General features: G+C 73.0%; 20 protein-coding genes. 4 read left to right on the forward strand and 16 right to left on the reverse strand.

All coding sequences use genetic code 11. From position 1 onward, the window contains the following. Positions 1-67: 67 nt before the first annotated feature. The 7 genes from ADL08_RS12510 to ADL08_RS12540 form a co-directional block, all read right to left on the reverse strand. The gene (locus ADL08_RS12510; protein ID WP_053642178.1) at positions 68-784 is read right to left on the reverse strand and encodes a hypothetical protein; all 717 of its coding nucleotides are present in this window, start codon (positions 782-784) and stop codon (positions 68-70) included. A 63-nt stretch (positions 785-847) separates the two neighbouring features. Next, positions 848-2,194, reverse strand: coding sequence for a diaminobutyrate--2-oxoglutarate transaminase family protein (locus ADL08_RS12515; protein ID WP_199836993.1), 1,347 nt, complete (start codon positions 2,192-2,194; stop codon positions 848-850). A gap of 4 nt (positions 2,195-2,198) precedes the next feature. Then, positions 2,199-4,580: a carbamoyltransferase HypF gene (gene hypF / locus ADL08_RS12520; protein WP_053642180.1), complete on the reverse strand. Its 2,382-nt coding sequence runs from the start codon at positions 4,578-4,580 to the stop codon at positions 2,199-2,201. A 31-nt stretch (positions 4,581-4,611) separates the two neighbouring features. Then, complete coding sequence (hypE, locus tag ADL08_RS12525) at positions 4,612-5,640, reverse strand: hydrogenase expression/formation protein HypE (RefSeq protein WP_053642182.1); 1,029 nt, start codon at positions 5,638-5,640, stop codon at positions 4,612-4,614. 29 nt (positions 5,641-5,669) lie between these two features. Further along, positions 5,670-6,254 (reverse strand): cysteine hydrolase family protein, encoded by a 585-nt coding sequence (locus tag ADL08_RS12530; protein ID WP_053642184.1) that lies wholly within the window; start codon positions 6,252-6,254, stop codon positions 5,670-5,672. A 307-nt stretch (positions 6,255-6,561) separates the two neighbouring features. Next, positions 6,562-7,149, reverse strand: coding sequence for a GNAT family N-acetyltransferase (locus tag ADL08_RS12535; RefSeq protein ID WP_053642185.1), 588 nt, complete (start codon positions 7,147-7,149; stop codon positions 6,562-6,564). 206 nt (positions 7,150-7,355) lie between these two features. Beyond that, on the reverse strand, positions 7,356-8,156 hold the full coding sequence (locus tag ADL08_RS12540; RefSeq protein WP_063885281.1) for a hypothetical protein: 801 nt from the start codon (positions 8,154-8,156) through the stop codon (positions 7,356-7,358). A gap of 409 nt (positions 8,157-8,565) precedes the next feature. On the opposite strand from ADL08_RS12540, the gene ADL08_RS12545 reads away from it, so the two are divergent. Beyond that, the gene (locus ADL08_RS12545; protein ID WP_159042971.1) at positions 8,566-9,459 is read left to right on the forward strand and encodes a LuxR C-terminal-related transcriptional regulator; all 894 of its coding nucleotides are present in this window, start codon (positions 8,566-8,568) and stop codon (positions 9,457-9,459) included. Here the strand turns inward: ADL08_RS12545 and ADL08_RS12550 are convergent. Next, positions 9,446-10,393 carry an EamA family transporter gene (locus ADL08_RS12550; RefSeq protein WP_053642191.1) on the reverse strand — a complete coding sequence of 316 codons (948 nt, stop codon included), beginning with the start codon at positions 10,391-10,393 and terminating at the stop codon, positions 9,446-9,448. The two genes, ADL08_RS12545 and ADL08_RS12550, sit on opposite strands and share 14 nt — an antisense overlap. A gap of 108 nt (positions 10,394-10,501) precedes the next feature. Here ADL08_RS12550 and ADL08_RS12555 point away from each other — a divergent pair, with 108 nt between their 5' ends. Beyond that, positions 10,502-11,413, forward strand: coding sequence for a LysR family transcriptional regulator (locus ADL08_RS12555; protein WP_053642306.1), 912 nt, complete (start codon positions 10,502-10,504; stop codon positions 11,411-11,413). A gap of 163 nt (positions 11,414-11,576) precedes the next feature. Beyond that, complete coding sequence (locus ADL08_RS12560; RefSeq protein WP_053642193.1) at positions 11,577-13,427, forward strand: glycoside hydrolase family 3 protein; 1,851 nt, start codon at positions 11,577-11,579, stop codon at positions 13,425-13,427. A gap of 52 nt (positions 13,428-13,479) precedes the next feature. Here ADL08_RS12560 and ADL08_RS12565 read toward each other — a convergent pair whose 3' ends face one another. The 6 genes from ADL08_RS12565 to ADL08_RS12590 all read right to left on the reverse strand — a co-directional run bounded on the left by ADL08_RS12565 (position 13,480) and on the right by ADL08_RS12590 (position 21,344). After that, the gene (locus tag ADL08_RS12565) at positions 13,480-14,949 is read right to left on the reverse strand and encodes a S28 family serine protease (RefSeq protein ID WP_053642195.1); all 1,470 of its coding nucleotides are present in this window, start codon (positions 14,947-14,949) and stop codon (positions 13,480-13,482) included. A gap of 99 nt (positions 14,950-15,048) precedes the next feature. Then, positions 15,049-15,471 carry a hypothetical protein gene (locus tag ADL08_RS12570; RefSeq protein WP_053642197.1) on the reverse strand — a complete coding sequence of 141 codons (423 nt, stop codon included), beginning with the start codon at positions 15,469-15,471 and terminating at the stop codon, positions 15,049-15,051. Positions 15,472-15,576: 105 nt separating this feature from the next. Then, entirely contained in the window at positions 15,577-19,311 is a 3,735-nt protein-coding gene (locus ADL08_RS12575; protein ID WP_053642199.1) for an ABC transporter ATP-binding protein, read from the reverse strand. Between the two features lie 138 nt (positions 19,312-19,449). Then, the gene (locus ADL08_RS12580; RefSeq protein WP_053642201.1) at positions 19,450-19,872 is read right to left on the reverse strand and encodes a PIN domain nuclease; all 423 of its coding nucleotides are present in this window, start codon (positions 19,870-19,872) and stop codon (positions 19,450-19,452) included. Continuing rightward, positions 19,869-20,078 carry a type II toxin-antitoxin system VapB family antitoxin gene (locus tag ADL08_RS12585; RefSeq protein WP_053642203.1) on the reverse strand — a complete coding sequence of 70 codons (210 nt, stop codon included), beginning with the start codon at positions 20,076-20,078 and terminating at the stop codon, positions 19,869-19,871. The genes ADL08_RS12580 and ADL08_RS12585 overlap by 4 nt, the downstream gene beginning before the upstream one ends. A gap of 147 nt (positions 20,079-20,225) precedes the next feature. Further along, complete coding sequence (locus tag ADL08_RS12590) at positions 20,226-21,344, reverse strand: serine hydrolase domain-containing protein (RefSeq protein ID WP_053642205.1); 1,119 nt, start codon at positions 21,342-21,344, stop codon at positions 20,226-20,228. Between the two features lie 218 nt (positions 21,345-21,562). Here ADL08_RS12590 and ADL08_RS12595 point away from each other — a divergent pair, with 218 nt between their 5' ends. Continuing rightward, entirely contained in the window at positions 21,563-22,237 is a 675-nt protein-coding gene (locus ADL08_RS12595; RefSeq protein ID WP_053642207.1) for a TetR/AcrR family transcriptional regulator, read from the forward strand. Between the two features lie 28 nt (positions 22,238-22,265). Here the strand turns inward: ADL08_RS12595 and ADL08_RS12600 are convergent, their stop codons facing one another. Beyond that, entirely contained in the window at positions 22,266-23,948 is a 1,683-nt protein-coding gene (locus ADL08_RS12600) for a thiamine pyrophosphate-binding protein (RefSeq protein ID WP_053642209.1), read from the reverse strand. A gap of 145 nt (positions 23,949-24,093) precedes the next feature. Further along, positions 24,094-25,068, reverse strand: a complete 975-nt coding sequence (speB, locus tag ADL08_RS12605; RefSeq protein WP_053642211.1) for an agmatinase — start codon at positions 25,066-25,068, stop codon at positions 24,094-24,096. Positions 25,069-25,190 lie beyond the last annotated feature (122 nt).

Raw genomic sequence — 25,190 nt, forward strand, 5'->3', positions numbered from 1 at the left:
CCTCCGGCCGGTGCCGCCGGGGTGGTCCCGGCCGGAGGCACCGCCCCCGTGCCTATCTCCGAGGTGCTCATCCGGTCACCCCGTAGACCCGTGCGCCGTCCCCGTCGCCGTGTCCGGCCGGGTGCGGGACCGCGTGGAGGCGGGCGCCGGCCGCCGGGAGGTCCGTCAGGCCGGTCAGTCCGGTGACGGTGGGGACGCCGGCCTCGGCGAGGGCCTTGGCGGCGGGGCTGTCGCGCTCGACGCTGTCGGTGGCGACCAGGGCGGCGCCGCGCCCGGCGAGGAGCAGGGCGGCGTCCGGGGTGAGGTAGGGGCCGTCCGGGCGGCCGGTGTGGACGACGACGGCGTGCCCGGCCGGTTCGAAGGGGGCGAGCGCGAGCCGGTCGGCGACCGGTTCGGCGGTGCCGGCGAGCCGGACCAGGACGACGGGCAGGTCGACCAGGCCCCCGATGTCCTCCGGCGCCCCGGCGGGCCGGTCGAGGCGGGTGCCGGGCCCGGTCAGGTCGACCGTGCGGCGGTCCGGCGCGCCGTCCTCCGCCCCGGCCGCCCCCGTGTTCCGCGAGCCCTTGTGCGGCTCCCGGATCAGCTCCTTGCGGCTGATGGTCGTACCGCCGACCATCAGCAGCCCCAGGTGGCGCACGAGGAGTTCGCCCAGCTCGGCGTCGTCGATGTCGTCACCGGGGATGTCCAGGCGGAAGCCCTCGGTCCGCAGGGAGCCGCCGTTGCTGAAGACCACCTCGGCGTCGAAGTCGACCCGCCACTGCCCGGCACCGGTTGCCGTCGTCATGTGCTTCGTTCCTTCATGTCGTCGCGTTGTCCGCGTGGTGCCCCGCGTGCCGGGAGCGGGCCCTCAGGCGCAGTCGATGAGGGCCTTCTCCAGGGCGCCGACCACTTCGTGGATCTCTTCCTCCGTGATGGTGAGGGGCGGAAGGAGCCGGAGCACGGCGCCGTGCCGACCGCCGCTCTCCAGGAGCAGTCCGTGTTCCAGGCAGGCCTTCTTGACGCGGCGGGCGCGGTCGCCGTCGGCGGGCCGGGCGCCCAGGGCGTCGGCCTCGCCGTCCGGGTCGACGAGCTCGATGCCCCACATCAGGCCCCTGCCGCGGACGTCGCCGATCTCCGGACGGGTCCGGGCGAGGCGCCGCAGCAGGCCGCCGAGCAACTCTCCCTTGACGGCGGCCTTCTCCACGAGACCTTCTTCGGCCAAGACCTCCAGGGCGGCGGCGCCCGCCACCAGGGCGATCTGGTTGCCGCGGAAGGTGCCCGCGTGGGCGCCGGGCCGCCAGGCGTCGTACTTGCCGTGGTAGAGCATCAGGGCGAGCGGGAAGCCGCCGCCGATCGCCTTGGAGACGAGGACGGCGTCGGGCTCGATGCCGGACTCCTCGAAGGCCCACATGGTGCCGGTGCGGCCCCAGCCGGCCTGGATCTCGTCCAGGACGAGCGGGATGTCGAGGCGGGCGGTGATCTCGCGCAGTCCGCGCAGCCACTCGGGGGGCGCGGGGATCACGCCGCCCTCGCCCTGCACGGCCTCCACGAAGACGGCGGCGGGCTTGGTGATGCCGCTCTCGGGGTCGGTGAGCAGCCGCTCGATGTAGGTGAGGCCGACCCGGACGCCCTGGTCGCCGCCGAGGCCGAAGGGGCAGCGGTAGTCGTAGGGGTAGGGCAGGTGGTGGACGTCCGGCATGAGCGAGGGCACCGGTTCCTTGGCGCCCAGGTTGCCGGTGAGGGCCAGCGAGCCGGCCGTCATGCCGTGGTAGGCGCCGTGGAAGGAGAGGACCGTGCGGCGGCCGGTGGCGGTCTTGAAGAGCTTGATCGCCGCCTCGGTGGCGTCGGCACCGGCGGGGCCGCAGAACTGGGTGCGGAAGGTGTCGGCCATCGTGCCGGGCAGCCGCTCGTAGAGCGCCGACAGGAGGGCGTACTTGGCGGGGGTGGTCAGGTCGAGGGCCTGCTGCACCTGGCCGGATTCCAGGTACTCGCGGACCCGGCGCAGCACCTCGGGGTGGTTGTGGCCGAGGGCGAGGGTGCCGGCGGCGGCCAGGCAGTCGATGTACTCGGTGCCGTGGCCGTCGCGGACGCGGGCGCCGTGCCCGTCCTGGAGGACCTGGCCGAAAGCGGTGGCGTAGGTGCGGGCGCCGGATTCGCGGGCCTGGACGTACGCGTAGATCTCGTCCGGTGTGGGGGCGGTCGTGCGGGTGGTCACGTCATCACTTCCCAGGGGATGTACGGGCGTCCGCGACCATGACCTGACCGAGGGCGATGCCTCCGTCGTTGGTCGGGACCTGTCGGTGGACGTAGGTGTCGAAACCGTCGGCGGTCAGCCCGGTCAGACAGTTGAGCAGCAGGAACTCGTTGAGGAACACGCCGCCGGAGAGCACGACCTGGCGCACGCCGGTCTCCTCGCGGAAGGCCCGGCAGCGGTCGCGGACCATCTCCACGACGGCGGTGTGGAAGCGGCGGCTGATCCGGTCGGCGGGCAGTCCGGCCGCGAGGTCGTCGGCCATGGCCCGGATCACGGGCCGGGGGTCGACCTCGACGGGACCGTCCTCCTCGGGCGCGCGGGCGCCGAAGCGGTAGGCGGCCTCCGGGGCGGAGTCGCGGGCGAGCAGGCCCTCCAGTTCGATCGGCCCCTGGGCCTCGTACTCGGCCCGGGAGCAGACCCCGGCGAGCGCGGCGGCGCCGTCGAAGAGGCGCCCCATGCTGGAGGTGGCCGGGGAGTTGACGCCCCGGGCGGCCATGGTGGCGTACACGTGCCGCTGCTGCTCGTCGAGCGCGGCGAGGGCGGGGAAGGCGGCGACGGCCTTCTCCCGGTCGCCGTCGAAGGCGTCGAGGGCGAGGGCGTAGCCGGTGCGGACCGGTTCGCGGACGGCCTGGTCGCCGCCGATCAGGGGCAGTCGGCGCAGGCGTCCGACGCGCCGGTAGGCGGCGTAGTCGCCGAGCAGGAACTCGCCGCCCCAGACGGTGCCGTCCTCGCCGTAGCCGAAGCCGTCGAAGATCACGCCGAGGGTGGTGCCGGTGACGTGGTTCTCGGCCATGCAGGAGGCCATGTGGGCGTGGTGGTGCTGCACCTCGACGACGGTCCGGCCGGCGCCGTCCCCGTCCCCGTCGAGCGCCGCCCGGGTGGAGCGGAACTGCGGGTGCAGGTCGTGCGCGGTCAGGCGCGGCTCCAGGGCGTAGAGCCGGGCGAGGTGGCGGGCGGTGCGCCGGTGGGAGGCGAAGGTCTCGTCGTTCTTGAGGTCGCCGATGTGCTGGCTGAGGAAGACCTTGCTGCCGTGCGACAGGGCGACCGTCGTCTTCAGCTCGGCGCCGAGGGCGACGGCGGGCGCGACCTCGCGGCCGACGTCGACGGGGTACGGGGCGTAGCCGCGGGCCCGCCTGATGAACTGGAGCAGGGGCGCGTCCAGTTCGTCGTGGACGGAGAGCCGGACGACGGAGTCGTCGACGCGGATCTCGATGTCGCGGTCGTGGTAGAGGATGACGTCCGCGATCTCGAAGAGCTGTTCCAGGGCCTCTTCGTTGCGGTACGCGATGGGGTAGCCGGAGATGTTGCCGCTGGTCATCACCAGGGCTTCCAGGCCGGGTTCGTCCAGGAGCAGGTGGTGGTGGGGCGCCGAGGGCAGCATGATCCCGAGGTTGGGGTTGCGGGGCGCGACCGACTCGGGCAGGGCGTCGGGCTGTTTGCGGGCGAGCAGGATGGGGCGGGCCGGGGAGCGCAGGACGTCGATCTCGTCCTCGGAGAGGACGGCGAGGCGCTGGGCGGTGGCCAGGTCGCGGACCATCACCGCGAACGGCTTGGAGTCGCGGCGCTTGCGGCGGCGCAGCAGGGCCACGGCCTCCGGCTGGGTGGCGTCCACGGCGAGGTGGAAGCCGCCGACGCTCTTGACGGCGACGATCCCGCCGTCGGCGAGGACCTCGGCGGCGCCGCGCAGGGCGGTGTCGCCCTCGGTGGTGCGGCCCTCCCGGTCGGTGAGCAGCAGCCGGGGCCCGCAGTCGGGGCAGGCGTTGGGCTGGGCGTGGTAGCGCCGGTCGAGCGGGTCCTCGTACTCGGCCTTGCAGGCCGCGCACATGGTGAAGGACGCCATGGTGGTGGCCGGCCGGTCGTAGGGCAGGTCCTGGATGATGGAGTAGCGCGGCCCGCAGTTGGTGCAGTTGATGAACGGGTAGCGGTGGCGCCGGTCGTTCGGGTCCCGCAGCTCGCCCTGGCAGTCGCCGCAGACGTGGGTGTCGGCGGGGAGCAGGGCGGTGCGGGCGCCGGTGTGCTCGCTGTGGACGATGGTGAAGGGGCCCGCGGGCACACTGCCCGCGGGGAGCCCCCGGGTCACCACGACACCGTCGACGCGGGCGAGTTCGGGCGCGCGGTCCTTCAGACCGGCGGCGAACGCGGCCAGGGCGGCGTCCGGTCCGGACGCCTCCACGAGGACGCCCTCGGGGTCGTTGCGGACCCAGCCGGAGAGGCCCAGTTCACGGGCCAGCTTGTAGACGAACGGCCGGTAGCCGACGCCCTGCACCACCCCGGTGACCCGCAGCCGCCACTCCTCGGTGGCCGGCGGGGAGGTCGCGGTGTCCGGCGGAGACGTCACGGTGCTCATGGTGATCCCCCTCGTTTCCTGGGTCGGGTCCTCAGCAGAGCCGGGGCAGTTCGGCCCCGAGGAGTTCTTCCAGCTGCGTCTCCCGGCCGTCGGCGTCCCGCAGCAGCACCAGGGCCTCGGTGTCCTCGGAGATCTCGCCGACGGTCACGGCGTGCTCGCCGTAGGGGAGCGAGCGCAGCGCCGCCAGGACGTCCGCCTCGGCGGCGGGGTCGACGAAGACGGCGAGGCAGCCCTCGTTGGCGCAGTGCAGCGGGTTGATGCCGAGCATGTCGGCCGCCATGGCGGTCTCGTGCTGGATCGGCAGGCTGGGGGTGTCGACCCGGATCGTGCGGCCGAGCTTCCCGGCGTACTCGTGGAGGACGGCGGTCAGTCCGCCGCGGGTGACGTCGCGCATCGAGCGGACGGCGCCGGCCGGCACCCTGCCGAGGACCCCGTCGATGAGGTTGTTCAGCGGGGCGCAGTCGCTGTCGACGCGCTGCTCGAAGCCGAGGCCCTCGCGGATGGAGAGCAGGTGGACGGTGTGGTTGCCGATGGGGCCGCTGAGGATGACCTTGTCGCCGGGGCGCACGTCGGTCATGGAGAGCGGCTCGCGCTCGAAGACGCCGACGCCCGCGGTGTTGAGGTAGAGCTGGTCGGCCTCGCCCTTGCGGACCACCTTGGTGTCGCCGCCGACGATCTGCACGCCGGCCTCGCGGGCCGTCTCGCGGATCGACACGAGGACCTGCTTGAGGCGGTCGATCGGCAGGCCCGTCTCCAGGATCATGCCGAGGGTGAGGTACTTGGGGCGGGAGCCGGCCACGGCGAGGTCGTTGACCGTGCCGCAGACGGCGATCTTGCCGATGTCGCCGTTGCCGAAGAAGGGCGGGTCGACGACGAAGGAGTCCGTCGTCATGGCGATGCGCCCGGTCTCGACCGGGAGGATCGCGCTGTCCTCCATGATGCCGATGTAGACGTCGCCGAGGGTCTCGGCGATCAGCTGGACCAGTTCCTGGCTCAGCTTCGCCCCGGTGCCGTGGTCGAGGAGGATCTCGTCACTGCTGCCGGCCGTGCTCGCGGTCATGGCTGCTCCTTGGTCGGGGAGGGTCGCGGTCACGGGGTCTTGATGTTCTTGCGGGGCAGGGTGCCCTCGGCGTCGAGGACGCTGATGACCTCGGCGGAGTCGGAGACGGTGGCGCAGTAGCCCTCCAGCCACTCCAGGGCGCGGTCCTTGTCCTCCTGGCGGGCGGAGACGACGCAGTCGGAGGGGACCCAGATGTTGTAGCCGCGGAAGAAGGCGTCGGCGGCGGTGGTCTGGACGCAGATCTGGGTCTGCATGCCGGTGATGAGGACGGTGTCGACGCCGAGGGCCTGGAGGCGCTCGTGCAGGTCGGTCTCGTAGAAGCCGGAGTCCTTGCTCTTCTCCATGACGACGTCCTCGGGGGCGAGGAACTCCTCGATGACCTCGGCGCCGCGGGTGCCGCGCTGGACCGGGAGGTGGCCGTCGTAGCGCTCGGCGTTCGGGTCGTCGGGGTCGTTGACGAGCTGGAGGTGGAAGACGTGGTGGCCGCGGCGGCGGATCTCGTCGAGGAAGCCGGTGAAGTGCGGGGTGGCGGCGGCGACGGCCGCGACGCGCTCGGGGTTCTTCTCCACGAGCTCGTACTGGAGGTCGTTGGTGAGGACGGCGATCTTGGACATGGGTGTGCCCTTCGGTGAGGCCGTGCGGGTGTGTGGGCGCCGGGCGCGCGGAAGGGCGCGCAGGCGGGAGGCTCCGGGACGTGCGGCGGCGCGCCGGGCCGGGTGCGGGCACGGCGGGGCCGGCCCGCGGGGCGCGGGCGGGTCCGGGAGGGAGACGTACGCGCCGGGGGCGTCCGGAGGGACGGGGGCGGTACGGGAAGGGGTGGTGCGGGAGGAGCGGTGGTGCGGGAGGAGCGGTGGTGCGGGAGGAGCGGTGGTGCGGGAGGAGCGGTGGTGCGGGGAGCGCGGTGGTGCGGGGAGCGCGGGGTCAGCCCGCGAGGGCGGCGCTCTCCTGCCGCGGCTCGTGCAGCCAGGTGCCGGTGGCCTCGAAGTGGGCCAGGACGTCGGCGATCCGCGCGTACAGGTAGTGGCCGGTGACGGCCTCGCGCCCGTCGAGGCGGGCGTAGTCGGGCAGCTGTCCGTACTCGCGGAAGCCGAGCCGCTCCCAGAGGCCGACCGGGCCGTCGCTGCGGACTTCGAGGGTGATGACCTCACAGCCCATGTCGCGCGCCTTGTGCAGGGCCACGGACCAGCCCTCCAGGAGGAACTCGCCCCGGCGGTCGGGGGCGATGACACATCGGCGCATGTCGACGATGTGGCGGCGGGCCGGCAGCGGGGCCCGGGCGAGGGTCACCATGCCGACGATCCGGTCGTCCTGCTCGTCGCGGACCGCGAGGACGTCGATCGCGCCCTTGCGCAGGTCGGCGTCGAAGGCCCGCATCAGCGGCAGGCCCTTCTCCGGGCCGACGGGCTCGTAGAAGCCGAGGGTCTGCTCCTTGACCGCGACGGCGTCCATCAGCTCGATCATTTCGCGCATGTCCTTCTCGGACAGTTCGCGCGGCCATTCGTATCGCATGGGTCTTCCTGTGGGTTTGCCGGACGGTGGGCAGCCCGCAGGGACACCGGACGCCGCCGCCCGCACCGCCCGGCACCGCGCGGGGCGGCGTGGGGCGGGGTCGTGGGTACGCGGTGTCCGGTGCCGCCAGGGGGGTGTTCGGGTGCCGGACGGGTCCGGTGCGCGCTCCGGGGCGTCGCCGCTCCCGGAACGCAGGACCCGGAACGTCAGACCGCGGCGACCCGGGCCTGCAGGTTGGTCTGCACCGCGGCGCCGGGCGAGACCTGCGTCAGCTGCGACGGGTCGGACCCGAGGCCCAGGACCGTGGCGGCGTAGACCTCGACGAAGTACGAGACGAAGAGGGAGTTGATCTTCGTGAGGTGCTCGACGAAGCGCTCCTCGTCGTCCTCGTCCTTGATCACGCGCATGATCATGTTCCAGACCATGTCGACGTGGTCGTCGTCCTCGTCGAGCGCGAGGTGCGCGCGGGCGCCCTTGGTGTTGTTGGCGCCGACGTGCTGCTCCATGATGTCGAGCCAGTCGGGCTGGGTCTTGCCCGCGATGTACTCGAGGTAGAAGCCGCTGATCATCGAGGCGAGCGGGCCCTCGGTGGCGAGCGTGTAGTAGAAGTAGCCGTTGAGCAGCTCGGTGGCGAAGGTCGGACGGATCGCGTAGATCTCCTCGTCCGTCATGCCGACCTTGTGCAGGTCACCGGCGAACATGCGGTCGTGCCGGCCCTCCTCGGCGCCGTACAGGCCCCACTCCTTGGAGAGCTGCGGGTCGCGGGTGGCCCAGTAGTTGGCGACCAGCGGGTCCACGGCGCGCTTGAGGCCGATCCGGATCATCGTCTCGACGTTGTGGCGCTTGTAGAGCTCCAGGTCGAACTTGTTCGCGTCGAGCATGCCCTCCGCGCCCTTGCTCTTCTCGTAGAAGTCACGCTCGAACTTCAGGAGGAGCTCGTCCACACGCTTGCGGAACTCGGGGCGCTGGAGGCTGGAGTACGTGTTGTACGACTTGCTACGAGGCATGGTCATCCCCACCCGAGGTCGTTGATCACTTTGCCCTGGCCGGATCCGGCGAGGAATGCGCGCTCTTCCTGAGCACCGGTTCCCTGGACGAGAAGGAAGGACAGAGCCGCGGAAGCCGTGATGGCGAGAAGGTTTCTCGCTGCACGTGCCATGGAAAACCCCTACCTTTCGGACGAGCGCTGAGTTCGTCAGCGCTTCGCTCATCCTCCGGCGGAAAGCCGTTTCTAGACCAGTCCCCTCTGGGATCATGTTGCCCCTGGCGGAAACATGACAGGAGGATACATTGAATGAAACCGGCAGAAGCCGTGCGATTACCCCGCCGCCGCTCCACGAATCGGCGGACCGTTTGTACCGGTTCGTCTCGGAATCGCCCAGGTGCACCGTCGAAACCGCGGCGGAGGCCCTCGGCATGGACCGGCGGGAGACCGACGAGGCCGTCCGGGACCTGCGCGAGCTGGGGCTCCTGGGCACCGGGGGCGCCGGCGGCGGCACCGGTCCGGAACCCCTGGTCCCGCATCCCGTGGACTTCGCCCGCGTGAAGGTCCTCAACCCGCTCCAGCGGGAGCTGAACCGCGCCCAGGCGCTCGTCGACGAGCTCCGGAGCGGCCTGGACCAGCTCGAACTGCGCACTCCGCGTTCCCAGCACGCCCACTGCTCGCTGGAGGTCGTCCACGAGCTGTCCGACGTGCGCCGGCTGATCACCGGCTTCGCCGACGAGTGCCGCGAGGAGGCGCTCTCCTCGCAGCCCGGTGGTGCCCGCGTGGAGGAGGTCCTCGCCGACAGTATGGACCGCACGACCCGGCTGCTCGGCCGCGGGGTCAGGATGCGGACCCTCTACCAGCACACCGCGCGCTTCAGTCCCGCGACCCTCTCGTACGTCGACCTGGTGACCCCCCTCGGCGCCCAGGTGCGTACCCTCGCGGGCGGATTTCCGCGCTGCATCGTTTTCGACCGCAAGATCGGCATCCTGCCGCTCCTCGACGACTCGAAAGGCGCCGTGGTCGTACGGGACCCGCAGCTCCTCGCTTTCGTGGCGGAGGCCTTCGAACGGGCCTGGACGGCCGCTTCCGACCTCTCGACCGAAGAACGCAGGGCCGATCGGGTCGCGGCCACGTCCGAGATTCAGCACGCGATTATCTCGCTTCTCACCCAGGGGGAATCGGACAAGCGAATAGCCCAGGTCGTCGGAATTTCCCTGCGGAATTGCCAGCGGCACATCTCCCACATCATGAAAAGCATCGGCGCCCGCAACCGGCTGCACGCCGGTTACCTGCTGAGCAAGGAGCCGTTCAGCGGCCACTAGGCAGACCGGCGCCGGGAGACGGGTCCGAGGGAGCCGTCTCCCGTTCCGCGGGCGTCGCCGCCGGCGGAGCGGGGGGCGGCGATCCCCGCCACAGCGAGGTCAGCGCCACGCCGCCGACGAGCAGCGCCGCCGCGCACCAGCGCAGCCCGCTGATCCCCTCCCCGAGGAACAGCGCGGCCGACGACATCCCGAAGACCGGGACGAGGAGCGAGAACGGCGCCACGGAGGAGGCCGGGTAGCGGTGCAGGAGCCAGCCCCACGCGCCGAAGCCGAAGATGGTGGTGATCCAGGCGACGTAGACGATGACGCCGACACCCGTCCAGTCGAGGCCGCGCAGTGCGGCGAGGTCCCGCTCGGGTCCCTCCACGAGGAGCGAGAGGACGAGCAGCGGCAGGACCGGCACGGTGCTGACCCAGACCATGAAGTTGAGCGCGTCGGGCGGGGACGCCTTGCGGGTCAGGACGTTGGAGACGCCCCAGCAGACCGCCGCGCCGATCACCAGGAGGAAGCCGATCAGGGGGCCCGAGGTGCCCTCGTCGACCGCCGCGACCGCGATGCCCGCGAGGGCGATCGCCATGCCCGCCACCTTGACCCGGCCCGGCCGCTCGCCGAGGGCGACGAAGGCGAACAGGGCCGTGAAGACCGCCTGGATCTGGAGGATCAGCGAGGAGAGCCCGGCCGGGGCCCCCAGGTCCATGCCGATGAAGAGCAGGCTGAACTTGACCACGCCCAGGACGAGTCCGACGCCCACGATCCACTTCCAGGCCACCTTGGGGCGGCCGACGAGGAAGACGGCGGGCAGGGCGGCGGCGAGGAACCGGAGGGCCGAGAAGAGCAGTGGCGGGAAGTGGCCGAGGCCGACCTCGATGACGACGAAGTTGACTCCCCAGACAGCGGCGACCAGCGCTGCCAGGGCGATGTGTGCGGGGCGCATGGTCCGAGGATCCCCTCGGCGACCGTGTAGCACCAGCACGGATCGCTACATGATTGGATGTAGTGACGCTACATCCCGCGCTCCTCCGCAGCCCCCGAGGTGGTCACCGTGCTGGACATCGGCCGTCTTCGCGCCCTGCACGCCGTCTCCGTCCACAAGACGGTGGGCGCCGCCGCCGCGGCCCTGGGGTACACCCCGTCCGCGGTCTCCCAGCAGATCACCAAGCTGGAGCGGGAGACCGGCACCACCCTGCTCGAACGGCAGGGCCGGGGCATCCGGCTCACCGACGAGGCCCACCAGCTGGCGGCCACGACGAGCCGGCTCCTCGCCCTGATGGAGGAGGCGGAGGTGCGCCTGGAGGAGCGGCGCGGCAGGCCCTCCGGGCGGCTCGCGATCGGCTGCTTCCCGAGCGCGGCGCGCGGTCTGATGCCCCGGGCGCTCGCGGAGCTGACCCGGCTCCACCCCGACCTGGACCTCCGGCTCTCGGAGGTGGACACCCATCTGTCGGTCGACCTGGTGGCGCGGGGCGTGATCGACCTGGCCGTGGCGCACGACTGGGACATCGCGCCGCTGCCGGCCCCGCCGGGGGTCGAGCAGGCGGTCGTCGGCGACGACCTGTGCGACATCCTCGTCCCCCGGGACCATCCGCTGGCGGCGCGGGACTCGGTGCGCCGGGAGGAGCTGGCGGGCGAGCGGTGGATCTCGCAGCCGCCGGGGTCGGTCTGCCACGACTGGCTCGTACGGACGCTGCGGGCGACGGGGTACGAGCCGCTGATCGTGCATCAGGCGGGCGAGAACCACACGCAGGTGGCCCTGGTGGCGGCCGGCCTGGGCATCGCCCTGGTGCCCCGCCTGGGGCGCGGGGCGCTGCCGCCGGGGGTGGCGCCGATCCGTCTGGACCCGATGCCGAAGCGCCGTCTGCACGCCATGTGGCGCACGGGCGCGGCCCGCCGGCCGGCGATCCGCGAGACGGTCCGCACCCTCCAGGAGCTCTGGCCGGCCATAGCGTCCTCGGTCTGACGCGCCCCCGGCGCCCGCGCCTCCCCCGAGCCCGCCGGGCGCCTCCACTCAGGCCCGTCGCCGGGCGATTCCCGCGCGGGTCCTTGACCTGGCAGTTACTTTCCGGCTATCCGTGACTCCTTGGAAGTTTCCTTCAATCCCCGCACGGCCGGAAGGAGCACCAGTGCACCACCGCGCCCCCGCATCCTCCTCCGCTCCCACCCCCACCCCCTCCCGACGCACCCTCCTCGCGGTGACCGCCGCCGCCGCGGCCGCCGCCGTCACCGGGGCGAGCGCCCCCGCCCTGGCCGCGCCCGAGCGGCACGACGACCGGAGGCTCCGGCGGATCATCGACCGGATGTCCCTGGAGGAGAAGGTCGGCCAGCTCTTCGTGATGCGGGTGTACGGGCACTCCGCGACCGCCCCGGACCAGGCCGACGTCGACGCCAACCTCGCCGAGATCGGGGTCCGTACGGCCGCCGAGCTGGTCGCGCGCTACCACGTCGGCGGGATCATCTACTTCTCCTGGGCCCACAACACCCGCGACCCGCACCAGATCGCCGACCTCTCCAACGGCATCCAGCAGGCGGCCCTCGCGCAGCCCGTCCCGGTGCCGGTGCTCGTCTCCACCGACCAGGAGCACGGCATCGTCTGCCGGGTGGGCGAGCCCGCCACCCTGCTGCCCGGCGCGATGGCCCTCGGCGCCGGCCGCTCGCACGCCGACGCCCGCCGGGCCGCGCGGATCGCGGGCGCCGAGCTCGCCGCCCTGGGCATCCGGCAGAACTACGCCCCGGTCGCCGACGTGAACGTCAACCCGGCCAACCCGGTCATCGGCGTCCGCTCCTTCGGCTCCGACCCGCGCGCGGTCGCCGGTCTCGTCGCCGCGCAGGTCGAGGGCTACCAGGGGGCCGGGGTCGCGGCCACCTCCAAGCACTTCCCCGGCCACGGCGACACCGCCGTCGACAGCCACTACGGCCTGCCGACGATCACCCACACCCGGGAGCAGTGGGAGGAGCTGGACGCCCCGCCGTTCCGGGCCGCGATCGCGGCCGGGATCGACTCGATCATGACCGCCCACATCGTGGTCCCCGCGCTCGACCCGAGCGGGGACCCGGCGACCCTCTCCCGGCCCGTCCTCACCGGCATCCTGCGCGAACGGCTCGGCTACGACGGCGTGGTGGTCACCGACGCGCTCGGCATGGAGGGCGTGCGCACCAAGTACGGCGACGAGCGCGTCCCGGTCCTCGCGCTCAAGGCCGGGGTGGACCAGCTGCTCAACCCGCCGAAGCTCGACGTCGCCCGGAACGCGGTCCTGAAGGCGGTCCGCGACGGCGAGCTGACCGAGGCCCGCCTCGACGAATCGATCCTGCGCATCCTGCGGCTGAAGGCGAAGCTGGGCCTGTTCCGGCAGGCGTACGTGACCCGGGCGGGCGTCGAGCGGGTGGTCGGCTCCGAGGCCCACCTCGCGCAGGCCGACCGGATCGCCGAGACGACCACCACCCTGCTCCTCAACGAGGGCGGGTTCCTGCCGCTGCGCCCCTCGCGCCACCGCTCGGTCCTGGTCGTCGGCGCGGACCCGGCCTCGCCGTCCGGCACCACCGGGCCGCCCACCGCCACCCTGGCGGCGGCCCTGCGGGAGCTGGGGTTCACCGCGACGGCGCTCTCCACCGGGACCGCCCCGACGGCGGCCGGGATCGAGGAGGCGGTGGCCGCCGCGGCCGGCCGGGACGTGGTGGTGGTCGGCACGTACAACGTCACCGCGACCAGCACCCAGCGCACGCTGGTGGCGCGGCTCGCGGCGACCGGGGTGCCCGTCGTGACGGTCGCGATCCGCAACCCGTACGACATCGCGCACCTGACGGGCCAGCGGGCGACCCTCGCCGCGTACTCCTGGACCGACGTCGAACTCCGGGCCGCCGTCCGGGTCCTGGCCGGGCGGGCGAAGCCCGTGGGCCGGCTCCCGGTGCCGGTGCAGAGCGCGGCCGACCCGGAGCGGGTGCTGTATCCGGTCGGGTACGGCCTCTCGTACCGCTGACGACGGCGGGGGCGCACCCGGCCGGGTGCGCCCCCGCTTCACGCGGACGGGATCACGGCCGCAGGCCGTGCTCCCGGGTCGCCTCCTCGTCGACCGCCCGGTCGAGGCGGGCGTCGAAGCGGGCCAGCGGCCGCGCCGCCCGCTCGGCCGGGGCGGGGACGCCGGCCCAGGCCAGGATGCGGGCGGTGGCCTTCGTGCGCTCGGCCTCGACCAGGCCCGCCACGTTCGCGCCGTGGTTGGCGCCCGGGGCCACGTACACGTAGCTGTCGCGGGCGCCCTTGCCCAGGCGGAACTTCTCGGAGCCCCACGGGTCGTTGCCGCCGTAGACGAACAGCATCCGGCGGGCGTTGTTGCGGACCCAGCCGTCCACGTCCTTCATGGCGCGCGGGTCGAACTTCATCGGGATCTCGCGCGGCACGAAGTTGCGGGCGGGCTGGTAGCCGTAGCGGCTCAGGCCCTTGAGGTGCGGCTGCTTGATGAAGGGCGCGCCCAGCTGGGTGGCCGCCTGGTAGTAGTACGGCGTGTACGGCTCCAGGCCCTGGTCGGTGTAGGCGGACCAGCCGGAGTAGGCGTCGATCGTGTCGTACACCTCGTCGTCGGTCGCGGTCTTCGCGACCGGGATCTGGTCGCAGACGTCCTGGCCGTAGTACTGCCAGAAGCCCCACACGAAGTCGAGGACGACGGCCTCGTAGGCCTTGTCGAGCGTGCCGACGGTGTGGAAGGTGGCGCCCTGCGCCTCGGCCCACGCCTTGTACTTGGCCTGGAGGGGCGCGCGCCGGACGAGGGCCTCGCGCTGGAGGTCGTTCAGGCGGTCGCGGCACTCCTCGGTGCCGACGGTCGCGAAGAAGCGGTCGTAGGCCGAGTCCTCGTCGTTGACCACGTCGTTCGGGGCGACGTAGGCGACGACGCCGTCCATGTCGCGCGGGTAGAAGCGCTCGTAGTAGGTGGCGGTCATGCCGCCTTTGGAGGCGCCGGTGGAGAGCCACTTCTTGCCGTAGACCTTCTTCAGCGCGGCGAAGATCCGGTGCTGGTCGCTGGCGGCCTGCCAGATGTTCAGCTTCGACCAGTCGGCCGGCTGCGGCCGGGACGGGGTGAAGAAGCGGTACTCCATGGAGATCTGGTTGCCGTCGACGATCCGGGTCGGCTCGGCCCGGCTCGGCGTGGTGCTCAGCCCGTAGCCGCTGGTGCGGAAGACGGTGGGGCGGTCCGTGTCCTTGTGGAGGACCGAGATCCGCTGCTGGAACGTGCCCTTCCACGGGCGCGCGTGGTCGATCGGCTGTTCGTAGTTCAGGACGAAGAAGCGGTAGCCGGCGTACGGCTTCTCCTCGATCAGGGTCATCCCGGGGATCGCCAGGATGCGGTCCTTGATGTCCTCGGCGGCGGCCTTGTCGGCGGCCCCGCCCTGCGAGCCGACGACGGACGCGCTGTCGGTGTCCGTGTCCGCGGCGGTGGCCACGCCGGTCGAGCCCACGGTGCCTATGAGCACCGAGAGCGACAGCAGCAGCCTGAGCGACTTGCGCATGCACCCTCCCCATGATTCACAACGGTGTCGCGAACCTAGCGGGGGCAACGTGTGGACCGCCAGACCCAGTTGGTCCTTACTCGTGAACTTTCCTGTGCTTCAGCACAGGATCCACCCCGTGGACGTGCCACTTCCGGCCACCGAACCGGCCGCCCGGACGCAGCGGTTGAGGGCGTGGACGGTGAGGGGCCCGGCCTGGCGGTCGAACCGGCCGGCCTTGACGGCGGGGTGGCCGCCGCGCGGCTGGAGCGAGACGGACATGGGCCGGCGGGGGCCGGTGCCCTTGCCGACGGTGACCGCGCAGACGTACTGCCGGGTCCGGTAGAGGCGCAGTTCCCCGGTGGGGAAGGCGAGCGTCCGGGTGGGCCGTCCCCGGCAGACGGAGGCGGCGTCGGCGGTGCCGGCGCCCGGGCCGCCGGGGAAGGGCAGCAGGAGCAGCGCGAGGGCGGTGAGGCACGGCACGAGGACACGGGCGGCCGCGCGCCGCCCGCGCCGTGCGGCCGGCGTGTCGTCCGTGACCATGAGGCCCCCTCCCGGGTGGAGCTCCGTACGGGTGTACGGCTCTACGACGCGCCGGGGCCCCGAACGGTTGCCTCCGCCCCGGCTCAGGCCTCGACCCGCGCCGGCTCAGGCCTCGACCCGCGCCGGCTCCGCCTCCCCCACGAAGGTGCTCCAGAGCTTCGCGTACCGGCCGCCCAGGGCGAGCAGCTCGTCGTGGGTGCCGTCCTCCGCGACCCGCCCGTGGTCCATGACGACCACCCGGTCGGCGCGCGCGGCCGTGGTCAGGCGGTGGGCGACGACGAGGGTGGTGCGGCGGCCCGCGACGCGGTCGGTGGCCTGGTTGACCTGGGCCTCGGTCGCCAGGTCCAGGGCCGCCGTCGCCTCGTCCAGGAGCAGGACGTCCGGGTCGACGAGCTCGGCGCGGGCCAGGGCGATGAGCTGGCGCTGCCCGGCGGACAGGTTCCGGCCGCGCTCGGCCACCTCGTGGAGGTAGCCGCCGTCGAGCGTGGCGATCATCTCGTGCGCGCCGACCGCGCGGGCCGCCGCCTCCACCTCGGCGTCGGTCGCCTCGGGCCGCCCGTAGGCGATGGCGTCCCGGACCGTCCCGGCGAAGAGGTACGCCTCCTGGGGGACGACCCCGAGCCGGTGCCGGTACGCGGTGAGGTCGAGGTCCCGCAGGTCGGTGCCGTCGGCGGTGACCCGGCCGCCCGTCGGGTCGTAGAACCGCGCGACCAGCTTGACCAGGGTGGACTTCCCGGCCCCGGTCTCGCCGACGAAGGCGACGGTCTGCCCGGCGGGGATCCGCAGGTCGATCCCGGTCAGGGCCGCCTCTCCCCCGTCGCCGACGTCGTTGCCGTAGTCGAAGGACACGTCCTCGAAGGCGATCTCGCCGCGCAGCGAGAGCACGTCCAGGGGCGCGTCGGCGGCGGCCGTCGACGTCGGCTCCTGGAGGAGCTCCCGCATCCGCTTCAGGGAGACGGCGGCCTGCTGGTAGCCGTCGAAGACCTGCGAGAGCTGCTGCACGGGCGCGAAGAACAGGTCGATGTAGAGGAGGTAGGCGACGAGGGCGCCGGTGGTGAGCGTCCCGGCCTCGACGCGGTTCGCGCCGACGACCAGGACGGCCGCGGCGGCGGCCGAGGACAGCAGGGTGACGAACGGGAAGTAGATCGAGATCAGCCACTGGCCCCGGACGCGGGCCTCGCGGTAGGAGTCGCTGCGCTCCGCGAACCGCTCGGCGCCGGAGCGCTCGCGGCGGAAGGCCTGCACGATCCGCAGCCCGGCCACCGACTCCTGGAGGTCGGCGTTGACGACGCTGATCCGCTCGCGGGCCAGCTCGTACGCCTTCACGCTGGAGCGCCGGAAGAAGTACGTGGCGACGGCGAGGACCGGCAGGGTCGCGAAGACCACCAGGGCGAGCTGGAGGTCGAGCACGAGCAGCGCGACCATGATCCCGAAGAAGGTCACGAAGGAGACGAAGGCGGTGACCAGGCCCGTCTGGAGGAAGGTGGACAGGGCGTCCACGTCCGTGGTCATCCGGGTCATGATCCGGCCGGTCAGCTCGCGCTCGTAGTAGTCCAGGCCGAGCCGCTGGAGCTGGGAGAAGATCTTCAGGCGCAGGGCGTAGAGGACCCGCTCGCCGGTGCGGCCGGTCATCCGGGTCTCGGCGGTCTGCGCCACCCACTGCACGAGCACGGTGACCAGGGCGAGGGCGGAGGCCGCCCAGACGGCGCCGATCGCGAGCCGGTTCACGCCCTCGTCGATGCCGTGCCGGATCAGGACGGGCAGCAGGAGCCCGGTGCCGGCGTCGAGGGCGACCAGGCCGAGGCTGATGAGCAGCGGGACGCCGAAGCCGCGGAGCAGCCGGCGCAGGCCGTACGCGTCCTCGGGGGCCACGGCCCGCGCCTCGTCGACGTCCGGGACGTCGGTGGCGGGCGGCAGGGCCGCGACGGCGGCGAGCAGCTCGGGGGTGGCCCCGGGCGCGGGGCTCTCCCGGCCGGGGGCGTCGTCCCGTACCCACAGGGTGGGGGTGATGCCCCGCTCGGCGTCGAACTCGGCGTCCAGCTCGTCCCGCAGCGTGCGGTCCTCGACGGGGGCGGCCGGGGTCGTCCGGCCGGGCGAGACGGCGCCCAGCTCCTCGGGGTCGGTGAGCAGGCGCCGGAAGAGCGGGGAGCGCTCCTCCAGCTCCTCCTGGGTGCCGATGTCGGCGAGGCGCCCGCCGTCGAGGACGGCGATGCGGTCGGCGAGGTTGAGGGTGGAGCGGCGGTGGGCGATGAGCAGGGTCGTACGGCCCGCCATCACCGACTTCAGGGCCTCGTGGATCTCGTGCTCGACCCGGGCGTCGACGGCGGAGGTGGCGTCGTCGAGGAGGAGCAGCCGGGGGTCGGCCAGGATCGCGCGGGCGAGCGCGACGCGCTGGCGCTGGCCGCCGGAGAGGGTCAGGCCGTGCTCGCCGACCTTCGTGTCGTACCCCTGGGGCAGCTCGGCGACGAACCGGTCGGCCCGGGCGGCGCGGGCGGCCTTCTCGATCTGCTCGTCGGTGGCGTCGGGGGCGCCGTACGCGATGTTGGCGCGGACCGTGTCGGAGAAGAGGAAGGAGTCCTCGGGGACCAGGCCGACGGCGGCGCGCAGCGAGTCGAGGGTGAGCTCGCGGACGTCGTGGCCGCCGACGAGGACGGCGCCGCGGGAGACGTCGTAGAAGCGGGGCAGGAGCAGGGAGACGGTCGACTTGCCGGAGCCGGAGGCGCCGACGACGGCGACGGTCTCGCCGGGCCGGATCTCCAGGGAGAACCCGTCGAGGACGGGACGCCCGTCCTCGTACGCGAAGGAGACGTCGTCGAACTCGACGGTGGCGGGGGCGTCCGCCGGGAGCTCCTTGGTGCCGTCCTGCACGACCGGCTCGGTGTCGACGAGGTCGAGGACGCGCTCGACGCCGGCGCGGGCCTGCTGGCCGACGGTGAGGACCATGGCGAGCATGCGGACCGGGCCGACGAGGGAGGCCAGGTAGGAGGAGAAGGCGACGAAGGTGCCGAGGGTGATCTGGCCCTTGTAGGCGAGCCAGCCGCCGAGGGCGAGGACGGCGACCTGGCCGAGGGCGGGCACGGCCTGGAGGGCGGGGGTGTACCTGGCGTTCAGCCGGACCGTCCGCAGCCGGCCGGCGAAGAGCCTCCGCCCGGCCTCGCGGATCTTGCCGGTCTCCTGGTCCTCCTGGCCGAAGCCCTTGACGACCCGGACGCCGGACACGGCCCCGTCGACCACGCCGGCGACGAGGGCGGCCTGCTGCTGGGCGTGCCAGGTGGCGGGGTGCAGACGGGTGCGGCTGCGCCGGGCGATGTACCAGAGGGCGGGGGCGACGGCGAGGGCGACGAGGGTGAGCGGCGGGGAGAGCCAGGCCATGATGCCCAGCGAGATCAGGAAGAGCAGGACGTTCCCGACGGTCATCGGGAGCATGAACAGCAGGCTCTGGATCAGCTGGAGGTCGGTGGTGGCCCGCCCGACGACCTGCCCGGTGGACAGCTCGTCCTGCCGCCGCCCGTCGAGCCGGGTGATGGTGCCGTACATGTCGGTGCGCAGGTCGTGCTGCACGTCGAGCGCCAGGCGGCCGCCGTAGTAGCGGCGGACGTAGGTGAGGGCGTAGACGAGGACGGCGGCCCCGATCAGGAGCCCGGTCCAGGTGGCGAGGTCCCGGGTCTTCGTCCCGATGACGTCGTCGATGATCACCTTGGTGAAGAGCGGCACGAGGGCGAGGACGCCCATGCCGACGAGGGACGACCCGAGCGCGAGGAGCGTGTTGGTCCGGTACCGCCAGGCGTACCCGGCGAGCCTGCGCGCCCAGCCCTGTTGTTTCTCCCCTGCCGCTGCCACGTGTGGCCTCCCGTTCGTCCTGCTCTACCGGAAGGCCCAACACGGCCGACGTGGGATTTCATCCCGCCGCAACAAAGACGGGGCCCGGGTCGGAGGGAGATCGGGCGGTGGTCCTAGGACCCTCCCCCGGCATCCGGCTCAGGCCGTCCCGGGCGGGGCGACCCACTGGGTCGGCCGGCCGGTGACCCGGGCGACGGTGTCGAAGTCCTTGTCGTGGTGGAGGAGCGTGAGGCCGGTCGGTTCGGCGGTGGCGGCCACCAGGAGGTCGACCGGGCCGGCGCTGCGGTGCTCGCCGCGGTTGGTCAGCATCTGCTGGACGCGGCGGGCGCGGGTGTGGATGCCGTCGGGCACGGCGGTCCAGTTGAAGAACTGGGCGAGGAGGTCCTCCTTCGCGAGCCGGTCGTTGGCGGACCGGGCCGAGAAGAGGATCTCCAGCTCGGTGAGGTCGCAGAGGCCGACGGTGCCTTCCGTCAGGTGTTTGACCCACTCCTCCTGGACCTGCTTCCTGGCCAGGATCCTGACGGCGGCGGACGTGTCCACGAGGTGGGTGACCGGGCTCACCGACGGTAGTTCCTCTTGTCCATGAGGACGTCGAAGTCCCCACGTTCCGCCATGGCCGTCAGCTGCTCCAGCGCCCGCAGCCGCTTGTGCCGCCGCGCGACCTCAAGCAGGGCCGCGTTGACCGTGTCCTTCTTCGTCTTCGTGCCCAGTATTTCGGCGGCCTCGGCCAGAGCGGCGTCGTCGACCTCGACGTAAGGATTCGACATGACAAATCCTCCCCACGCCGGTGACACAGGGAGGATGTGCACCACGGAAACGGCACGGCAAAGCCGTTCACTCGCAAGTGGAGGTGCCGTTGACGCCTTCCCGCCTTTGACGACGTCGGGGCCTTCTCGAATCCCTCCCCGGCCCGGTCAGCCGTGCATCGCCACGCGGTACAGGGTCGCGAGCGCGGCGTCGACGGGATGGGGCCGCGGCCTGCCGGAGGGGTCGAGCCGGTTCCACCGCTGCAGGTTCACCGCGATGGCCATCCGCCGCTTGCCGTCGGCGCGGGCCATGGCCAGTGTTCCACCGCCCCAGACCGTGCCGCCGTGTCCCCAGAAGGCGCCCTGCCCGGGGCCCTCCATCGGGTGCAGGCCGAGGCCGTAGTCGATCGTCCTCCCCTCCTGGGAGACGACCGGGACGGTGCGCCGCATCTGCTCCAGGGACGACGGACCGACGATCTTCCCGGCGAGCAGCATGCCGTAGAAACGGTTGAGGTCCGCGACGGTCGATATCAGCGAGGCCGCCGGCCCCACCCACGACATGTCGTAAACGCTGTAGTCGCGCGGCGGGTCGATCATGCCGAACCACGCCTCGTAGAGCCGCGAGTGCGGCCCTTCCACGGACGGTCCGGTGGGGAACCCGGTGTCCCGGAGCCCGGCGCGCTCGATGACGTTCCGGGTGATGCACCGCTCGGCCGTGGTGCCGGTCACCCGTTCCAGGAGTGCGCCGAGGAGCAGGTAGTTGGTGTTGGAGTACACCCCCGGCGTGCCGCCCGGGGCGCCGACGGCAGGTGCGGCGACCCCCGCCCCGATCAGTTCGGCGGGGTCGAACCGCGTGAACCGGTGGTCGTCCAGGCTCTGGGGTCCGGTGTCCGCGAGCACGGGGAACGCCTTGAGGGAGGGGTAGGCGTACGGGAGGTACTCGGCGAGGCCGCTGGTGTGGTTGAGCAGCATCCGGACCGTGACGGCGTCACCGCGCTCTCCGGGGACCAGCTCCGGAAGGTACCGGCCGATCGGCGTGTCGAGACCGATCCGGCCGCTCTCGACCTGCTGCAGGACCGCCGCGGCGGTGAAGGTCTTGGTGATGCTGCCGACCCGGTGCCGCAGGTCGGCGGTGACGGGGCGGCCGGTGGCGATATCGGCGATCCCGGCGGCACCGCGCCAGACCCGGTCGCCGTCGCGCACCTCGGCGAACAGGCCCGGCACCCCGGCGTGGTGGACGTTCTCGATGGCGGCGTCCAGCGCCGCGGAATCCAGCGGGTTCTTCACGTCATGCGTCCTTTCGTCTTCCCCGGGACGAGCTCCGCATCGGTCGCCGGACCCGGATAGCAGGGCACGAGCGGCATGCCGGCCCGCCCCCTTCCGGGCCGCCCGGCATGCTCATGTCCTCATTATGCACGCGGTGCGTGCAGCACCAAGTGCATTGCCAAGCGCATGAGTTAGGCTGAGATCCGGCGGGAGGTACGAGAGGCAACGGGAGGAGCGGCATGGCGGGCCGAAGGCGCTGGTCGACCGAGGAGATCCTGGACGCGGCGGCGGAGCTGCTGCGCACGAGCGACGCCGAGTCGTTCAGCGTGCGCAAGCTGGCCGCGGCCCTCGGGACCGATTCCTCCAGCCTCTACCGGCACTTCCGCAGCAAGACGGAACTGCTGCGCGCGGTCGCCGACCGGATCCTCCTCGCCGCCATGGACGGCCACCGTCCGGAGGGCGACTGGAAGCAGCGCGTCACGGCCCTGGCCCTGCGCGTGCGGGAGGCGTTCGGGCAGCAGCCCCAGCTCGCCGCCGTCTGGGGGCGCTACGCGTCGAGCGGCACCGGTTCCCGGCTGGTCATGGAGGAGGTGCTCCAGGCGCTGCGCGCGTCGGGACTGCCCGACGAGGAGGTCCCGGCGCGCTACCACCGGCTCGCGGTCCTCATCGCCGCGCTGGTCGCCTCCGAGGCCGGGGTCGGCGCCGTCACCCCCGAGGAGCACGAACAGGGCGTGGAGCTGTTCCGCGTCGCGGTCCTCGGCGCCGACCCCGCACGCTTCCCGGCCCTGGCCCACTTCGCCCGCGACGTCCGCCCCCTCGGGGCGGACCGCCGCGCCGCGTTCGAGGAGATCCTCGCCGCCCAGCTCGCTCAGATCGAGGCCGCGATCCGGGCGGGAGCGCCGGCGAACCAGTAGCGCACGGGTTCGCCGCTCGTCAGCGGTGTCACAGGTGCGTCGGCTCGAACATCCGCAGCAGGGCCGGGAGGACGACCACCGAGGGGCCCGGGGTCGCGAGGGACTTCGCGAGGTCGGCCGCCAGGGTGTCCGGGGCGGTGAGGACGCCGGGGACGCCGAAGGACTCCGCGAGGGCGACGAAGTCCGGGCGGGTCAGCTCGGTGCCGGTGGCCTCGCCGTACGCGTCGGTCATGTACTCGCGCAGGATGCCGTAGCCCCCGTCGTCCACGATCAGCCACGTCACGTCGAGGCCGTACTGCTTCGCCGTGGCCAGCTCCGCGAGCGAGTACATCGCGCCGCCGTCGCCGGAGACCGCCAGGACCGGCCGGGAGGGGTCCGCGACGGCCGCGCCGAGGGCGGCGGGGAAGGCGTAGCCGAGGCCGCCGGCGCCCTGGGCGGAGTGCATGGTGTTCGGGTGCCGGGCGTCGAAGGCCGACCACGCCCAGTACGCGAGGATCGTCATGTCCCAGAAGCTCGGGGCCCGGGCCGGGAGCGCCTCGCGCACGGCGGCGACGACCCGCCGCTCCGCGTCGAGGTCCTGGGCGGCGATCCGGTCCCGGACCCTGCCGAGGACGGCCGCGACCCGCTCGGGGGCGGTCGGGTCCGTGCGCTCGCCGACCGTCTCCAGGATCGCCTGGAGCGCGAGCCGGGCGTCGGCGTGGATGCCGAGCGCCGGGTGGTTGGACTCCAGCTTCCCCGCGTCCGCCTCGATCTGGATCACCCGGCCGCGCGGGGCGAAGGTGTGGTAGTTCGAGGACAGCTCGCCGAGTCCGGAGCCGACGACGAGGAGGACGTCGGCGTCCTCCAGGAAGTCGGTGGTGTGCCGGTCCTCCAGCCAGGACTGGAGGGACAGCGGGTGCTTCCAGGGGAAGGCGCCCTTGCCGCCGAAGGTGGTGACCACGGGCGCGTCGATCCGCTCGGCCAGGGCCCGCAGCTTCCCCGACGCGTCGGAGCGGACGACCCCGCCGCCCGCGACGATCACGGGCCGCTCGGCGTGCGCGAGCAGATGGGCCGCCACCGCCGTCAGCTCGGGGCGCGGGACGACGTCCTCGGGGGTCGCGTCCATCGCGGTGACCACCGGCAGCGTCGTCTCCGCCGTGAGCACGTCCTGCGGGATCTCCACCCAGACGGGCCCGTGCGGGGCGGTGAGCGCCGACTCCCAGGCGGCGGCGATCGCGGAGGGGATCTGGGACGGCGTGCGGGCCGTGTGGACGGACTTCACGACGTCGCGGAAGGAGGCCTGCTGGTCGCGCAGCTCGTGCAGGTGGCCGTGCCGCCCGCCGCCGAGCCCGGCCACCGGGACCTGGCTGCAGATCGCGACGACCGGCGCGGAGGCGGCGGCCGCCTCCTGGAGCGCGGCGAGCGACAGGAGCGCGCCGGGCCCGGTGGAGAGCAGCAGCGGGGCCGCCTCGCCGGTGATCCGGCCGTACGCGTCGGCGGCGAAGCCCGCGTTGTTCTCGACGCGCAGGCCCACGTACCGCAGCGGCGAGCGGCGCAGCGCGTCGAACACGCCGAGCGCGTGCTGTCCCGGGAGGCCGAAGACGGTGGTCGCGCCGAGCCCGGAGAGGGTCTCGACGACGAGGTCCCCGCCGGTCCGCCCCGGGGGCGGGTTCAGGGCCGCCTCGGTCTGGGCGGGCGTGGGGCGCAGGACCAGGTCGTGGTCGTGGGTCATGGCGGGTCCCTCGGGGCGGTGGCGGGGTGGGCCGGGCGCGGCCGGGAGCGGCCGCGCCCGGCGCTCACCAGTGTCGCGCGGAGCCGGAGCGGGGCGGGCCGGGTCGCGCGGGACGGGGCCGCGCCCCGCCCCGCGCGTCCGCCGGCTACTTCGCGGCGCGGCCCGCCGCGATCTGGCGGGACATGATCGTCGTCAGCTCGTACGCCGTGTGGGAGGCGGCGACGGCGGTGATCTCGGCGTGGTCGTAGGCCGGGGCGACCTCGACGACGTCGGCGGAGACCAGGTTGCAGGAGGAGAGGCCGCGCAGGATCTCCAGGAGCTCGCGGGAGGTCATGCCGCCCGCCTCGGGGGTGCCGGTGCCGGGCGCGTGGGCCGGGTCGAGGCAGTCGATGTCGATGGAGATGTACAGCGGGCGGTTCCCGATGCGCTGGCGCAGCTGGTCGGCGACCTCGTCGGCGCCGCGCCGGTAGACGTCGGCGGAGGTGACGATGCCGAAGCCCATCTTCTCGTCGTCGGTCAGGTCCTGCTTGCCGTACAGCGGGCCGCGCGTGCCGACGTGCGACAGCGCCTCGGTGTCGAGGATGCCCTCCTCGACGGCCCGGCGGAACGGGGTGCCGTGGGTGTACTCGGCGCCGAAGTACGTGTCCCAGGTGTCGAGGTGCGCGTCGAAGTGGAGCAGGGCGACCGGGCCGTGCTTCTTGGCGACCGAGCGGAGCAGCGGGAGCGCGATGGTGTGGTCGCCGCCGAGGGTCATCATGCGGGCGCCGGTGCCGAGGATCTCGTCGGCGGCGGCCTCGACGGTCTCGACGGCCTCGTTGATGTTGAACGGGTTGGCGGCGATGTCACCGGCGTCCGCGACCTGCGCGAGGGCGAACGGGGAGGCGTCCTGCGCCGGGTTGTAGGGGCGCAGCAGGCGGGAGGCCTCGCGGATGGCGTTGCCGCCGAAGCGGGCGCCGGGGCGGTAGGAGACGCCGCTGTCGAAGGGGACGCCGACGACGGCGACGTCGGCGGTGCCGACCTCGTCGAGCCGCGGCAGCCGGGCGAACGTCGCGGGACCGGCGTACCGCGGGACGCGGGACGAGTCGATCGGGCCGCGGAAGGCGTTCTGGTCGCTGCTCATGGTCGGGTCCTCCGGGGGCGAGGGGGTTTTCCGGATCGGTTTCTCCGGCTTGGTTCTCCGGCACGACGGTAGGCGCCGGGAAAGCGGCGCAGAAGTGTGCGTTTCCTCCACTGTACGAGCGG

The sequence above is a fragment of the Streptomyces sp. NRRL F-6492 genome, assembly GCF_001280125.1.
Lineage (GTDB): Bacteria > Actinomycetota > Actinomycetes > Streptomycetales > Streptomycetaceae > Streptomyces.